The 14,881-nt window shown below is 63.7% G+C and carries 7 protein-coding genes and 2 pseudogenes; 6 read left to right on the plus strand and 3 right to left on the minus strand.

The genetic code is table 11. The annotated features are described in order from the left end of the window. Together EO156_RS21495 and EO156_RS21500 are read left to right on the plus strand one after the other, a co-directional pair. Positions 1-412, plus strand: a pseudogene (locus EO156_RS21495) (VirB4 family type IV secretion/conjugal transfer ATPase); the annotation flags it as partial. Positions 413-566: 154 nt separating this feature from the next. Further along, positions 567-2,183: an alpha-amylase family glycosyl hydrolase gene (locus tag EO156_RS21500; protein ID WP_016848766.1), complete on the plus strand. Its 1,617-nt coding sequence runs from the start codon at positions 567-569 to the stop codon at positions 2,181-2,183. Positions 2,184-2,813: 630 nt separating this feature from the next. On the opposite strand, the gene EO156_RS21505 is transcribed toward EO156_RS21500, so the two are convergent. Next, positions 2,814-5,588: a TonB-dependent receptor gene (locus EO156_RS21505; RefSeq protein WP_016848767.1), complete on the minus strand. Its 2,775-nt coding sequence runs from the start codon at positions 5,586-5,588 to the stop codon at positions 2,814-2,816. Between the two features lie 17 nt (positions 5,589-5,605). On the opposite strand from EO156_RS21505, the pseudogene EO156_RS21510 reads away from it, so the two are divergent. Further along, positions 5,606-5,900: pseudogene (locus EO156_RS21510) on the plus strand (hypothetical protein). Here the strand turns inward: EO156_RS21510 and EO156_RS21515 are convergent. Further along, on the minus strand, positions 5,901-7,982 hold the full coding sequence (locus EO156_RS21515; RefSeq protein ID WP_016848768.1) for a glycoside hydrolase family 97 protein: 2,082 nt from the start codon (positions 7,980-7,982) through the stop codon (positions 5,901-5,903). A gap of 242 nt (positions 7,983-8,224) precedes the next feature. Here EO156_RS21515 and EO156_RS21520 point away from each other — a divergent pair, with 242 nt between their 5' ends. The 3 genes from EO156_RS21520 to EO156_RS21530 are packed head-to-tail and all read left to right on the plus strand — an operon-like array spanning position 8,225 to position 13,559. Beyond that, positions 8,225-10,411 (plus strand): Six-hairpin glycosidase-like protein, encoded by a 2,187-nt coding sequence (locus EO156_RS21520; protein ID WP_016848769.1) that lies wholly within the window; start codon positions 8,225-8,227, stop codon positions 10,409-10,411. Beyond that, entirely contained in the window at positions 10,408-11,886 is a 1,479-nt protein-coding gene (locus EO156_RS21525; protein WP_016848770.1) for an MFS transporter, read from the plus strand. Before EO156_RS21520 ends, EO156_RS21525 begins: the two co-directional genes overlap by 4 nt. 47 nt (positions 11,887-11,933) lie before the next feature. Continuing rightward, positions 11,934-13,559 carry an alpha-amylase family glycosyl hydrolase gene (locus EO156_RS21530; protein ID WP_026006779.1) on the plus strand — a complete coding sequence of 542 codons (1,626 nt, stop codon included), beginning with the start codon at positions 11,934-11,936 and terminating at the stop codon, positions 13,557-13,559. A 128-nt stretch (positions 13,560-13,687) separates the two neighbouring features. Here the strand turns inward: EO156_RS21530 and EO156_RS21535 are convergent, their stop codons facing one another. Continuing rightward, positions 13,688-14,809 (minus strand): LacI family DNA-binding transcriptional regulator, encoded by a 1,122-nt coding sequence (locus EO156_RS21535; RefSeq protein WP_016848772.1) that lies wholly within the window; start codon positions 14,807-14,809, stop codon positions 13,688-13,690. Positions 14,810-14,881 lie beyond the last annotated feature (72 nt).

Consider the following 14,881-nt stretch of genomic DNA (forward strand, 5'->3'; position numbering starts at 1 on the left):
CAATTCGCTCGGTTGGGTGTTCGACAATCCGGTGGACACGATCGACCTGACGCGGGCGTCGATCATCGGGTTCGACTACACCGACGTGATCGACAACGCTGAAGTGCGCGTGCCGGTGATCAACTACCTGCTGCACCGCCTGGAAGCGCTGATCGACGGTCGCCCGCTGATCTACGTGATAGACGAGTTCTGGAGGATCCTGGACGACAAGGCTGGCCTGAAGGAGTTTGCCAAGAACAAGCAGAAGACCATCCGAAAGCAAAACGGCCTGGGCATTTTCGCCACGCAGAGCCCCGAAGACGCGCTGGCCAGCGACATTGCCGCTGCATTGATCGAGCAGACGGCCACTCGCGACGATCACATGGAAGGGCTCAAGCTCACCGACGCCGAATATCAGGTTGTGGTGTCGCTGCGACGCCACCCAATTTTGACCAAGGCCTCGCGATCTCTCAGCAAGCGCAATGAATACGTATGCACGCGTACGCCTGTAGCACGCCACACCGCTAGGCTAACGCCCTTAGTCGGTGGCCGTGTTGGCTGCCAGCAGTGGCCCGGGAGGGGCGTGCATGTTGCAGACACCATGGTGGCGCGGGGCCGTCATCTATCAGATCTATCCGCGTAGCTTTCTGGATTCCAATGGCGATGGGGTCGGCGATCTGCCGGGCATCATCGCCAAGCTCGACTACATCGCTGGGCTGGGCGTGGATGCCATCTGGATCTCGCCGTTTTTCAAGTCGCCGATGGCAGATTTCGGCTATGACATCGCGGACTACCGTGCGGTGGATCCGTTGTTCGGGACGCTGGACGATTTCGACCGTCTGCTCGACAAGGCGCATGCGCTTGGCCTGAAGGTGATGATCGATCAGGTGTTGAGCCACACCTCGATCGAGCATGCGTGGTTCCAGGAAAGCCGTCAGGACCGGACCAATGCGAAGGCGGATTGGTATGTGTGGGCCGATCCGCGCGAGGACGGGACGCCGCCCAACAACTGGTTGTCGCTCTTCGGCGGTGTGGCGTGGCAGTGGGAGCCGCGGCGCGAGCAGTACTACCTGCATAACTTCCTGGTCGATCAGCCCGACCTCAATTTCCATAATGCCGAGGTGCAGCAGGCAACCCTGGACAATGTGCGGTTCTGGTTGGACCGCGGGGTGGACGGCTTCCGCCTGGATGCGATCAACTTCTGCTTCCATGACGCGCAGCTGCGCGATAACCCGGCCAAGCCGGCCGACAAGCGGGTGGGGCGGGGCTTTAGCGCGGACAATCCGTACGCCTATCAGTACCACTACTTCAACAACACGCAGCCGGAGAACCTGGCGTTCCTGGAGCGCCTGCGTGCGCTGCTCGATCGCTATCCGGATGCGGTAAGCCTGGGCGAAATCTCTTCGGAAGACTCGCTGGCGACCACGGCCGAATACACCGCCAAGGGCCGCTTGCACATGGGCTACAGCTTCGAGCTGTTGGTGCAGGATTACAGCGCGGCGTACATCCGCGAAACGGTCAGCAGGCTCGAGGCCACCATGTTGGAAGGATGGCCGTGCTGGGCCATTTCCAACCACGATGTGGTGCGTGCGGTGACGCGTTGGGGCGGTGAAGATGCGTCGCCTGCGTTCGCTCGCATGGTAGTGGCGCTGCTATGTTCGTTGCGTGGCTCGGTTTGCCTGTACCAGGGCGAGGAGCTTGGGCTAGGCGAGGCGGATGTGGCGTTCGAGGATCTGCGGGATCCGTACGGCATCACGTTCTGGCCGACCTTCAAGGGCCGCGATGGATGCCGTACGCCGATGCCGTGGACCGATGCGCCGTCGGCGGGTTTCACCAGCGGCAAGCCGTGGTTGCCGTTGTCCGAGCCGCATCGTCTGGCTGCAGTGAGTGTGCAGCAGGACGATGCCCAGTCTGTGCTGCGCGCAGTGCGGGCATTTCTGAGTTGGCGCAGGAGCCTGCCGGCCCTGCGCGAAGGGGCGATCGCGTTCTACGACATCGCAGAGCCGGTGCTGATGTTCCGGCGTGAGCATGCGGGCCAGGTCATGCTGTTGGCGTTCAATTTGTCTGCGGACATCACCGAGCTGGCACTGCCTGCAGGTGCATGGCGCCAGATCGATGTGCCGGGGGTGGAGCGTGGCGTGATCGAGCATGGCCGCGTGCGCTTGCCGGGGCATGCTGTCGTTTGCGCAATGGGCGGGCAGTGACGCGGTCGTTTCACAGAGAGCTTTATGAGCATGTTTGATTGACACCGGCGAGGCGTTCCATTGGGATGCCTCGCTTTTTGTGGTGGGTTGTGAGAGCCGAGTTAGCGTGCATGCGACGCGCGGTGGCTGGTCGGCAAGTCAAGATAGGTTATGGAGTGGTGCCGCCGCAGGAGATGGTGATGTATCACTTCTCGGTTCATCAATTTCAGGGAAGCGGCTGCTTGATGAAGATCGATTGCAAAAGCGACACTCTGGAGCGATGACTTGGCTAAATTTCCAGAGGATGTATTGCGCTAGGAACTGCAGGAAGCAAAGTGTGCGTGTGTCGGCATTGCGCTCGATCCTTCCAACCTCTACCGAAAGATTCGACCCGAATGGGAGATGCGGTTCAAAGAAAAGCCGCCGGTGTCTAGCCGGCGGCTTTCTTCGTTGGAGATTTTGAGATTCTAGAGCGAGACGTTTTGATTGCATTCCGCGTAATAGACCATCGCTCCTGACGGGAGATCTACCAAGAGGTGAAAGCAGGGCTTCTTGGATGCCGAGGGTGTTGGTGTGGAATCCGTACCCTCAGCCCAAGCCCTCTCCCGGAGGGAGAGGGGCAAACAGCCCGCTATCTGTTCCTGCAATGGCTCAGAACTTGTAATTCACACCCAACACAAACGTGCGGCCCCACTCGATGTATTCCAGTGGACGGTCCTTGGTTTCTGCGTACGTGCGATACGGCGAGTTGCTGAGGTTGCTGGCCTGCAGCAGTAGGGTCAGGCCGGACAGGCTGCTGGCTTCGCTGAAGTTGTAGCTGATTTGTACGTCGGTGATGTTTTCGCCGACCACGTAGCGCAGCGTGCGGTTGCCGTTGAAATTGCCGATTTCGCCGATGAAGTCCGAGCGCCGGCGCTGGCTGACACGTGCTTCAAAGCCCTTGTGCTCGTAGTAGGCGGTCAGGTTGTAGACGCGCTTGGACAAGCCGGGCAGGCTGATTTCACCGTCGCCCACGCTGGAGACGCTTTCCGGGTCGCGGATCTTGACGTCGCTGTCGTTGAAGGTGGCGCTGGCCTGGATGCCGAAGCCTTCCAACGGCGCGAAGATCAGCTCCAGCGGCAGCGAGGCGGTGAGTTCGACACCGCGCAAGGTGCCGCCCTTGCCGTTGAACGGGGCGCTGAAGGTGCCGGTGGTCAGCACCGGGGCAGAGCCCGGCGGCGGCACGTAGCCGGCCACCAGTGCGGAGAAATCGTAGTTGTCGCGGCTCTGGGTGTAGATGTAGCTCTTGAGGTCCTTGTAGAAGAACGCCGCGGCCACGTAAGCACGCTCGGCAAAATACTTCTCGTAGGAGATGTCCAGGGCATTGGCGCGCCACGGATCCAGCATGGGGTTGCCGCCGCTGGCGCCGGGGCGCCCGGTCGAGGTGTCGACACCGAATTCCAGCGAGGCACGCAGTTGATCCACGCGCGGGCGTGCGACCTGCTTGGCCATCGCAAAGCGCAACGTCTGCTCGTACGGGAACTGGAAGGCCAGGTTCAAGCTGGGCAGCCAGTCGCGGTAGGTCTTGCCATCGTCGATGGGCCGCACTTCGCTACCGGCCGGCTGCGAGGCGTCCCAGTAGTTGGCCTGCGAGGACTGGTCTGCACGTTGCAGCTGCACGCCAATATTGCCGCGCACACCCACTTCGCCCCATTCGGTATTGATGTTCGCACGCAGCCAGGCAGTGGTGATTTTTTCTTCCACCGTCCAGGCCTTGGATACCAGGAACGAGGCGTCGTCGCTGGGGTTGAACAACATGTAGCGCGCCACTGTCGCCGGCACATTCCATGCTGGCAGGGAGCCGAGACCGGCGAAGCCGAGATTGACCGGTGCGTATTGCAGGTCCGCCGCCACCGTGGCCTCGCCCTGCGCGCCCAGGGTGATATTGCCTTCGGGCTGGGTCTTCTGCTTTTCGCGATTGGCGTAGTTGACGCCCACATCCAGATCCGAGAACCAGCTCAGCGCTTCGGGCATCGGGAAGCTGGCCTGCAGGCGCGCGCCCTTGAGCACGTCTTCCACGCGCGGCACCTTGCCGTAGCCGGAGCCGTAGATGGTGTTGGTGAGGAACAGCTCATCCGGATTGGAATAATTCATGCCCGGCGACAGCTGCGAGAAGCCGTTGCCGACAACCGACACGCCCACGGTGTCCAGCTGCGGCATGGGGGCGCGCTGAAGATTGTTTTCCAGGTTCAGTTCGTCGCGAGTGGCCTTGGAGTAGTTCAGGTCCGCGACGATCTTGACGGACCCGGCTGTGATTTCGTTGTTCCAGCCGAAGGCGTCGATCTTGTCTTCGCGCTTGTTGTACATGCCACGCACCAACGGATAGACGCCGCTGGCATCGCCGCCGACGAAGGTATTGCGATCGTTGACGCGCACGTTGCTGATGTTCAGGCCGGGCGTGTAGCCGCCGTTGTAGTTGCTCAGGTTGAGCTCGAACTGGTTGGCGGTGTCGATCTGCTCGGCTTCGGTGTGGAAGGCATCGAGCGTGCTGGTCCAGGCATTGGACGGGCGATACTGCAGCGTGGCCATGACGCCGTCGCGCTTCTGATTGCCGGTGCGTCGCAGGGCCTTGATGCCATCGGAGAAATACACGCCATCTGCGACGCCAGGACGCTGCCGCTGCGCGTTGACCTGCTGCCACGGTTCGTACAGGCCCACCTGGTTTTCCTGGATCGGCATGTCGGTGTGCGCGTAACCGATGGTCAGGCCGATGGTGCGGTCTGCGAATTGGTCGATGTAGCTGACATTGAAGCGGTTGCCGTACGGGTCGACGTTGGCGGCCTTGCCCAAGGAGTTGCGCTGATAGCGGCCACCGATGGCGATCACGCGCTCGTTGTAGCTCAGCGGGCGGGCGGTCTGCATGTCCACGGTGCCCGACAAGCCTTGACCAACCAGGCCGGCATCGAGGGTCTTGTAGACGGTGACGCCGCTGACCAGTTCGGATGGATATTGGTCGAATTCCACGCTGCGGTTGTCGCCGGTGCTGACCACTTCGCGCCCATTGAGCAGCGTGGTGGAAAAGTCCGGTGACAGGCCACGTACGCTGATGACCTGCGCACGGCCGGCAACGCGTTGCGCAGCCAGGCCGGGCAGGCGCGCCAGCGATTCGGCGATGCTGACGTCAGGCAGGCGACCGATGTCTTCGGCTGAAATGGCTTCCACGATCGAAGTGGAATCGCGCTTGACCGAGATGGCGCCTTCGATCGCGCGGCGCAGGCCGGTGACCTGGACCTTGTCCAAGTCGGTGACCGCGCCAGCAGCCTGTTCGGACGCGCCTTGTGGGGTGTCGCTTGCGTGTGCAGGCGCTGCCGTTTGCGCGGCGGCCCATGTCGGTGCCATGGCAACGGCCAGGGCGATACTCAGCGCAGAGCGCTTGTGCTTCAACATTTTCCCCTCCCAGGTACATGTTGTTTTTGATTTTTGATCCGGCAGATGCCTGGATGTCATGCGTCGCGTGCCACGATGGACGTCACGACTGCGACGTATGGTAGACACCGCACCTGGGTGCAAACGTGCACTGCATACGTATTCACTGCGGCGTCGCGCGATGAAATCGATTCCATCCAGGGCCATGCCGACAACAGCGCGGTGATTGCGCTCAGCAACGACATGATGCGCGATGCGCAACGGCGCTGGGACTGCTGCGCCGTGCGATCGATCGTGCTGGCTGTGCGCGTTGGCGCCAAAGCGGTGTCGTAATCAGCGTTTGCCACCCGCCGGAACAAAGCGAATGGCCTGGCCACCACCCGGTGCCAGACGCAGCTCCAACGTATCGGCACTGCCGACCTGACGTTCTTCGCGCACGAAGGCGAACGGGTTGCTGGCATAGTCCGCGCCGTCGCCATCGCGATAGATCTGCGCGGTGTAGCGCACGCCAGGTTCGAGAAAGCCCAGCGGCACCCGCAGCAGGCGGCCGTGCTCGTCGGTGATGCTGCCCAGGAACCAGTCGCGGCTGTGCCGGTCCTTGCGTGCGATGGTGACGTAATCGCCCACTTCGCCATTCAGCGCGCGGGTCTGGTCCCAGTCCACCGCGACGTCTTCGATGAAGCGAAACGCATCGCGGTGTTGCAGATAGTGCTCGGGCAGATCGGCGGCCATCTGGATCGGGCTGTAGAGCGTCACATACAGCGCCAGCTGACGCGCCAACGTGCTGGGAATCGCCTGGCCGTTGCGGCCCTTCAGGCTGACGATGCCGGGCGTGTAATCCATCGGCCCGGCGAGCAGCCGGGTAAACACCAGGTTGACTTCGTGCTCGGGCGGATTGGGCGGCTGGCCCCAGGCGTTGTATTCCATGCCGCGCGCGCCTTCGCGCGAGATCCAGTTGGGATAGGTACGGCGCAGCCCGGTGTCCTTGATGGGTTCGTGCGCATTGACCGCGATGTGGCGCTGCGCCGCCTCCTGCACCACGTGCAGGTGGTGACGCGCCATCCATTGCCCGTCGTGCCATTCGCGCAGCGGGTTGCCGCCCGCGGGGTTGCGACGTTCCACCTGGCCGTCGTCGCAGACATAGCCGGTCTTGACCGAGTCCACGCCGAAGCGCGCATACAAGTCCATCGCCTCGGCGATCTGATCTTCGTAATGGTCCACTGCGCACCCGGTTTCGTGATGGCCGATCAGATGCACGCCCTTGGCGGCGGCGTACTTGGTTAATGCTGGCAGGTCGAAATCCGGCGTGGACCGGGTGAAATCGAAGCTACCGCCATTGCCGAACCATTCCCCGTCCCAGCCGGGATTCCAGCCTTCGACCAGCACGCCGCGAAAGCCGTGGTCGGCGGCGAAATCGATGTAGCGTTTTGTCGTCGCGGTGGTTGCGCCGTGTTTGGGCCCGGTGGCCCAGGTCTGTTGATTGAGATGCATCGACCACCACACGCCCACGTACTTGGACGGCTTGATCCAGCTCACGTCGCCCAGCTGGTTGGGCTCGTTGAGGTTGAGGATGAGGTTGGATTCCACCAGGCCGGTGGCCTGATCGGCGATCTGCAGCGTGCGCCATGGCGTATCGAAGGGCAGGCTGCGGCGCACCTTCCAGCCTTCGGCAGCCGGCGACAGCTGCGCGCGCAGGCGCTGGTTGTCGGTGCGGCGCAGCCACATGCCGGCGTAGTCGACCAACGCCGCTTCATGCAGTGCGATGTGCAGCCCGCTGTCGGTGCGCAGGGTGAGCGGCGTATGCGCCAGCGCAACCTGATTCAACGGCGTGTGCCGATACAGATATTCGTAGTGGATCGGCTCGCCTGCGGGAATCCACCAGGCATCGGCGGGTTGCGCGATGGCGAACTCGGTCACTTCCTCGTCGATGATCGCCTCGCGTATGCCTGCTTGCTTGGGGAAGTGGTAGCGCAGGCCCAACCCATCGTCGTAGACGCGGAAGATCACGTCAAAGGTGCGCTGCGCACCGTCGCGCTCGCCCAGGCTCACGCGCAATTCGTTGTAGTGATTGCGCACTAGCCGCGTTTCGCCCCAGGGCTGCTCCCAGGTGTCGTCGTGACTTTGACGTGTCTGTGCAAGTACGACCATGCCGCGGTCCAGCCGGCCGTCGCGTCGCTCGAAGCCCAGTTGCGAGCGTTGCACCACCGCCTCGCCCAGGCGCTGCACGCGGTAATAAGGCGTGCCGCCATCCACGTCAAGGCTGACCTGCAACGCCTTGTTCGGCGACTCCACGCTGACGGTGGTGACTTCGGCATGCAGCTGCGGCGCAGCACCGCCGAACAGCGTGAGGACCAGCAGCTGGGCGATCCATGCGGCGCCCAGTGTCGAGTGCGCTCGACGTGAAGACAGCGGCATATCTCCTCCCAAGGTGACCGTTGCGCAAGCAGTGACTATGCAGTGCGTCGCTGTGGATACGCCGTGCTGCGCACTGCTGGAAACCCATGAATACGTATGCAGTGGTGCGGAACAGCGAAGTGCGCGTCTACCATGGCGGACGGCACCTGGGAGGGTCCGCGCCCGTGGCACGTCCGTGCCGCGCACCACAACGCGTGCAACGAGGGAGGAAGGCCGACGGCGCAAGCTGTCTTGCCGCTTCGATGTTGAAGATGATCTGCATGGCTGCAACGCTGGGCGTTGCGGCAAGCTCGCCGGCACTGGCCGACGAACTGGAATTTCGAGGACGCCGGGCCCAAGCGCAGGCGTTGGACGATGGCAGCTTCGTGTTGCGCTGGCCGCAAGGCGAACGCCGCATTGCGGCACAACCGATGCGCACGCACACCGCCAGCCCGCTGTTCGACGCCTTGTTCGCGCTGGCACAGCAGGAAATGGCCGATGACCGGGTCGAGGCGATCCGCGACCCCGCCTTCAACGCTGGCAAGCCGGTGCCGTGCGCCTGCTTCGAAACCGGCGAGCGCTGGCCCTACGTGTGGACGCGCGATGTCAGTTTTGCGGCCGATCTTGCGTTGGCGCAGCTGGAGCCGGAGCGCACGCGCAATGCACTGCGCTTCAAGCTCTCTGCCGCACGCGATGGGCGCACGCCGGGACTGTTCGTGGCGCAGGACACCGGCTCCGGCGGCAGTTGGCCGATCAGTAGCGACCGAGTGGTGTGGTTTCTTGCCGCACGCGGCCTGCTGGACGACAAACCGTTTGCCGAAGAGGTCTGGCAGGCGCTACAGGCAACGATCGCGCAGGACCGCCATGCCGTGTTCGATGCGCAGATCGGCCTCTACCGCGGCGAAACCTCGTTTCTGGATTGGCGAGAACAGACCTACCCGGACTGGACGCGCGAGGACGTGCGCTTCATTGCCGAATCCTTTGCGCTCTCCACCAACGTGCTGCATTACCAGGCATTGCGGCTGGCCGAACAGTTGGCGCGCCAGCATGGCGATGCACGCGCTGCGCAGTACGCGCGGTGGGCAGATGCACTGCGCCAGGCCATCGACGGGCGTTTCTGGGATGCGCGCAGCAGCCAATACGTCAGCTATCTCGGCAGCGCAGCGCATCCGGTGCGCTACGCCAAGGTGGATCTGCTCGGCCTCTCGCTAGGCGTGCTGGCCGATGTGTTTCCGCCACAGCGGGCACGCCTTGCGTTGCGCAATTACCCGATGGTCGCGGGTGGCAGCCCGGTTGTGTGGCCGCAAGAGGCGGCGCAGCCGATCTACCACAACCGCGCTGTCTGGCCGTTCGTCAGTGCCTATGCGCTACGCGCCGCACGCGCGCTGGACGATGCGCCACGCATCGCGTTGGAGCTGCAATCGCTGATGCGCGGTAGCGCGCTGGCGGGCTCCAACATGGAAAACTACGAGATGCAGAGCCTTGCGGTGCACGTGGAAGAGGGCGCACGCAGCGGTCCGGTGGTGAACTCGCCACGCCAGCTGTGGTCGGTGGCGGGCTATTTGTCTGCAGTGCGGGAGGGTGTGTTCGGCCTGTCGGCCGCTGGCAAGGTACAGCCGAAGTTGCCGCGGTCCTTGCTACCCCTGTTGTTTGGCGAGGCCAAGCAGATCGTGCTGGAACAGGGCGCACGACGGTACGTGCTGCAGCGCCCGGCGAACGATGCCGGCGAGTTGCTGGTGGCAGGACGCATCGAACGGCAGGGTCAGACCACGCTGGTGCAGTTGGTTGGGCGCGATGCCGACCTCACGCCGCCACCGCGACCGGAGCAGGTGTTCGCACCGCAGACGCCACAGGCGCCGGTCGCGCAACAGATCGGCAACACGTATCGCATCGGTATTCCGGAAGGAACAACGCTGTATCTGGACGGCCGCGCACTCGATGCCAGCGCGCACTGGGATCTTCCCGACGATGGCCTGCTGCATGTGCTCAGCCTGACCCGGCGGCGCGATGGTCTGGAGTCGCTGCATAGCCCGTCGCTGACGCTCGGCCCACTGCAGCGGTTGCCAGGCAGCCAGCGCTGGAGCTGGCGTCCGGCACGTGCAGGCGTGCATCGGGTGTCGCTGCGTTACCGCAACGACAACGGCCCGATCAATACCGGGGTCACCGCCGCGGTCAAACAGCTGGTGCTGGAATGCCCAGGCAAACCCGCGCAATCGCAGGTCATCGTGATGCCGCATAGCGTGGGCGAGCAGCTCTCCACGCAGGTCACTTTCGATGCGGTGGCGGGGCAGGCCTGCACGTTCCGGCTCGAGAACGGCTTCAACATGAGCGCGTTGGCGCACTTTGCGCAGTACAACGGCGGTCGCGGCGGCCGCGATGGCGTGGTCAACGCTGCGCAGGTCAGTGCGTTGTTGGTCGGGCCTGCAGCACGCGTGGAGGTTACGCCATGACCGCCAAGCCACGCTTGGATTTTTGGCAAATCTGGAACATGTGCTTCGGCTTTCTCGGCATCCAGTTCGGCTTCGCACTGCAGAACGCCAATGCCAGCCGCATCTTCCAGACCCTGGGCGCGCAGGTCGACGACGTGCCCGGCCTGTGGATTGCTGCACCGCTCACCGGCCTGGTCGTGCAACCGGTCATCGGTTACCTGTCCGATCGTACCTGGACTCCGTGGGGTCGCCGGCGTCCCTATTTCATGGTGGGCGCTGTCTTTACCACGCTGGCCTTGCTGGTGATGCCCAACGCGCCGATGCTCTGGGTGGCCGCCGGCACGCTGTGGGTGCTGGATGCATCGATCAACATCTCGATGGAGCCTTTCCGTGCGCTGGTGGGCGACCAGTTGCCGCCGTCGCAACGGCCGACCGGCTATGCAATGCAGAGCTTCTTCATCGGCATCGGCGCGATCGTCGCGAGTTTTCTGCCCTGGCTGCTGACCCATTGGGGCATTGCCAACACCGCGCCGCCAGGTCAGTTGCCCGACAGCGTGCGCTACGCGTTCTTCCTCGGTGCAGCGGTGCTGTTCCTGTCGATCACCTGGACGGTGCTGCGCACGCGCGAGTACAGCCCAGAGCAGTTGGCCGGTTTTGACGATGCGCATCCGCCTCTCGCGCAGGCGGTAAGCACTGGCATGGTGCCGACATCCATGGCGAGCGTGCTGTGGTGCGGTCTGGGCGTGCTGCTCGCCGCGGCCATCGCCTGGCAGCACGGCGACCGCATGCTGTATGTGCTGGCCGGGTTGTGTTTCGCCTACGGCGTCTTGCTTGCCCTGGCCCGCATGTTGCCCGCCACCAGCATGCTGGTGGCGATCGTGCAGGACGTGCGCAGCATGCCGATGACGATGCGTCGCCTGGCCTGGGTGCAGTTCTTCTCGTGGTTTGCCTTGTTTGCGATGTGGATCTACACCACTGCCGCGGTGACGCAGGTGCATTTCGGTGCGAGCGACACCGCTTCGGCGGCCTACAACGATGGCGCAAACTGGGTCGGCGTGTTGTTCGGCGCCTATAACGGCTTCGCTGCATTGGCTGCAGTGGTAATCCCGCTGCTGGTGCGTGCGATCGGCTTGCGCTGGAGCCATCTGTGCAATCTGTGGCTGGGTGCCGCCGGCTTGTTGTCGATGCTGGTCATCCGCGACCCGCAGTGGTTGCTGCTGTCGATGCTGGGCGTCGGCTTCGCCTGGGCCTCGATCCTGTCGCTGCCATATGCCTTGCTGTCAGACAGCGTGCCCGCTCCCAAGATGGGCGTGTACATGGGCATCTTCAATTTCTTTATCGTGATTCCGCAGTTGGTCGCCGCCAGCGCGCTGGGCTTTGTGCTGCGCGCGTGGCTGGGCGGGCAGCCGATCTATGCATTGGCCATTGGCGGGCTCAGCCTGTTGATTGCAGGTGTGTGCGTGGTGCGGGTTCCAGTGGCCTCGGGAGGGCAATGATGCGCAGTGCGATGTATGTAGCGTTGACGATGTACGCAGGCGTGGCGATGGCGGCGCCTGCAGCCAAGGACTACTACGGCACCCTGGAGCCGTTCGCCGCCGAGGCGGTGTACTTCGTGGTGACCGACCGCTTCGTCAACGGCGATACCGGCAACGACCATCGCGATCAGGGCGGTGCGCATCGCACCTTCGATGTGCCCACACCATGCGCCGACGGCAGCGAGGACAACATCGGCTATCTCGGTGGCGACTTCAAGGGCATCGTCGAGCATGCCGATTACATCCGCGACCTGGGCTTCGGGGCGGTGTGGATCACCCCGATCGTCGACAACCCCGACGAAGCGTTTACCGGCGGCAAGCCGATCACCTGCGGCAGCACGCTCAGCGACCATGGCAAGACCGGCTATCACGGCTATTGGGGCGTCAACTTCTACACGCTCGACGAACATCTGCCCAGCCCGGGCCTGGATTTCGCCGGCTTTACCCGTGCCATGCACGCCAGCAAGCTGAAGGTCGTGTTGGACATCGTGGGGAACCATGGTTCGCCGGCCTACACCATGCCGCAGGCGCAACCCGGCTTTGGCAAGCTCTACGATGCACAGGGGCGCCTGGTCGCCGACCACCAGAACCTTGCGCCCGCGCAACTGGATCCGCAGCACAACCCATTGCATGCCTTCTACAACACCGGCGGCGGCCTGGCGGAATTGTCCGACCTCAACGAAAACAATCCGGCGGTGCTGGATTATCTGGCCGGCGCATACCTACAGTGGATGGAGCAGGGCGCCGATGCGTTTCGCATCGATACCATCGGCTGGATGCCGGATCGCTTCTGGCATGCCTTCGTGGCGCGCATACGTGAAAAACGCCCGGGCTTTTTCATGTTCGGCGAAGCCTTCGATTACGACGCCAACAAGATCGCCGGGCATACCTGGACGCGCAATGCCGGCGTCAGCGTGCTGGATTTCCCGCTGAAACAGCAGCTTGCCGCGGTATTCGGTCATGAACAGGCCGGCTTCGAAAAACTCGCCGCGCCCTTGTTCCTGCGTCAAGGGCCCTATGCGAACCCCTACGCGTTGATGAGCTTCTACGACAACCACGACATGGCGCGTCTGGATGCCAGCGATAACGGATTTATCGATGCGCACAACTGGTTGTTCACCGCCCGCGGCATTCCGGTGATCTATTACGGCTCGGAAATCGGCTTCATGCGTGGGCGTGCCGAACATGCCGGCAACCGCAATTACTTCGGCGTCGAGCGCATTCGTACCGCACCGCAGAGCCCGATCTTCGGCCCGCTGCAACGCATCGCCCAGGTGCGTCGCAACACCCCGGCATTGCAGCGTGGCGTACAGGTCGATGTGCAGTTGCGTGGCAATCAAGCCGCGTTCCTGCGCGTCTATCAGCATGCTGGCACAACCCAAACCGCATTGGTGCTGCTCAACAAGGCCGATACCGCAGCCACCATTCAAGTGACGCGCTTCCTGCAGCCCGGCGCATGGCGCGATGCGATCAATGGCGAGCAGTTGCAGGTGCAGCGTGGTTTCGCAACAGCGGTGCCGGCGCATGGCGTGCGCGTGTTGCTGTCGGATGCGCCGATCACCGACCCGGCCCTGCGCCAGCAGCTCGACCTGCAGATGGCCGAGCAGGCCGCGCGCGACGCGCGCAACAGGTAGGAGCGCATCTGGGCGCGATCAGGCATTACCGGTAACGCGTCGCGCCCGCGGGCGCTCCTACGACGCACCCAGCGGGTTGCGAGATCTCGCAACCCAACCGGCGCGCTGTCCCGGGTCCCGATCCCGAATCAACGCCTGACCGCCCCGTCCGCGGCTCGACCCGTCATCGCATCGCCTGCCTCTGCGCCGGACGGCGCCCAACCCAGTGGCGGCTGCAGCCCGCTGCTGCGCGAGGAATCGCGTAGCGCCAGGCGCACCGGAATCGTGCGGCTCTGCGCCGCTTCCCCGCGAATCAAGGCAACCAGACTTTCCACCAGCAGTGTGCCGGCCTGCTTGGTGTCCTGCTGCACGGTCGACAACGCCGGCGCAACCGACGCCGCCAACGCAATATCGTCGAAGCCGCTGACCGCCACGTCCTGCGGCACCCGCAGGCCGCGCTCGCGCAGGGCGCGCATCGCACCGATCGCGATCAGATCGCTGGCTGCGCAGACCGCATCGAACGCATTGCCGCTGTCCAGCAGTGCCAGGCATGCGGTGTAGCCGGACAACTCGGTGGTGATCGCATCGAACTGCAGCGCCGGGTCGGCTACCAGGCCGTGCTGCGCCAGCGCCGTGGCATGGCCGCGGTAGCGTTCTTCGAATTCGGGGTAGTGGTTGGACGCGTGTCCGAGGAACGCGATGCGCCGGCAGCCCTGCGCCAGCAGATGGTCGGTAATGTCCAGCCCGCCCTGGTAATTGTCGCTGCCGATCGAAATGCCGGGCTGGCCGGGCAGGGCCGCGCCCCAGCGCACGAAGTGGGTGCCTTGCTCGACCAGCAGCTGCAGCCGTTGGCGCGATTGCTGATAGTCGCCATAGCCCAGCAGGATGATGCCGTCGGCCTTGTTGCTGTCTTCATAATCGGCCTGCCAATCCTTGGACAACTGCTGGAACGACACCAGCAGGTCGTAGCCCTGCAGCGCGCAGGCACGGGTGATCGAGCCCAGCATCGAATGGAAGAACGGGTTGATCAGCGAGTCGTCGGCAGTGGGGTCTTCGAAGAACAGCAGTGCCAGCGTGCCGGCATTGCGCAGCCGTAGCGAGGAGGCGTTCTTGTCGACCTTGTAGTTCAGCTCGCGGGCGATGCGCAGGATGCGCTTGCGGGTTTCCTCGTTGACCATCGGGCTGCCGCGCAGTGCGCGCGACACGGTCGGCTGCGACACGCCGGCCAGGTAGGCGATATCCAGCGAGGTGGCTTTACCCTTGATGGTCATGATTGGCAACGGCAGGACAGGTGGCCGGCATCATGCCATGCGCCTGCCAGCGCCGTGCCGCCGTACGCAGCG

The organism is Xanthomonas sp. DAR33341, from assembly GCF_003992815.1.
In the GTDB taxonomy this organism is placed as follows: Bacteria; Pseudomonadota; Gammaproteobacteria; order Xanthomonadales; family Xanthomonadaceae; genus Xanthomonas; species Xanthomonas cissicola.

What these genes read in the sequence shown, in the direction of transcription:
- EO156_RS21525 (WP_016848770.1), top strand. Translation starts at nt 10,408, where the DNA reads ATGACCGCCAAGCCACGCTTGGATTTTTGGCAAATCTGGAACATGTGC.
- EO156_RS21500 (WP_016848766.1), top strand. Translation starts at nt 567, where the DNA reads ATGTTGCAGACACCATGGTGGCGCGGGGCCGTCATCTATCAGATCTAT.
- EO156_RS21505 (WP_016848767.1), bottom strand. Translation starts at nt 5,588, where the DNA reads ATGTTGAAGCACAAGCGCTCTGCGCTGAGTATCGCCCTGGCCGTTGCC.
- EO156_RS21535 (WP_016848772.1), bottom strand. Translation starts at nt 14,809, where the DNA reads ATGACCATCAAGGGTAAAGCCACCTCGCTGGATATCGCCTACCTGGCC.
- EO156_RS21530 (WP_026006779.1), top strand. Translation starts at nt 11,934, where the DNA reads ATGGCGGCGCCTGCAGCCAAGGACTACTACGGCACCCTGGAGCCGTTC.
- EO156_RS21515 (WP_016848768.1), bottom strand. Translation starts at nt 7,982, where the DNA reads ATGCCGCTGTCTTCACGTCGAGCGCACTCGACACTGGGCGCCGCATGG.
- EO156_RS21520 (WP_016848769.1), top strand. Translation starts at nt 8,225, where the DNA reads ATGTTGAAGATGATCTGCATGGCTGCAACGCTGGGCGTTGCGGCAAGC.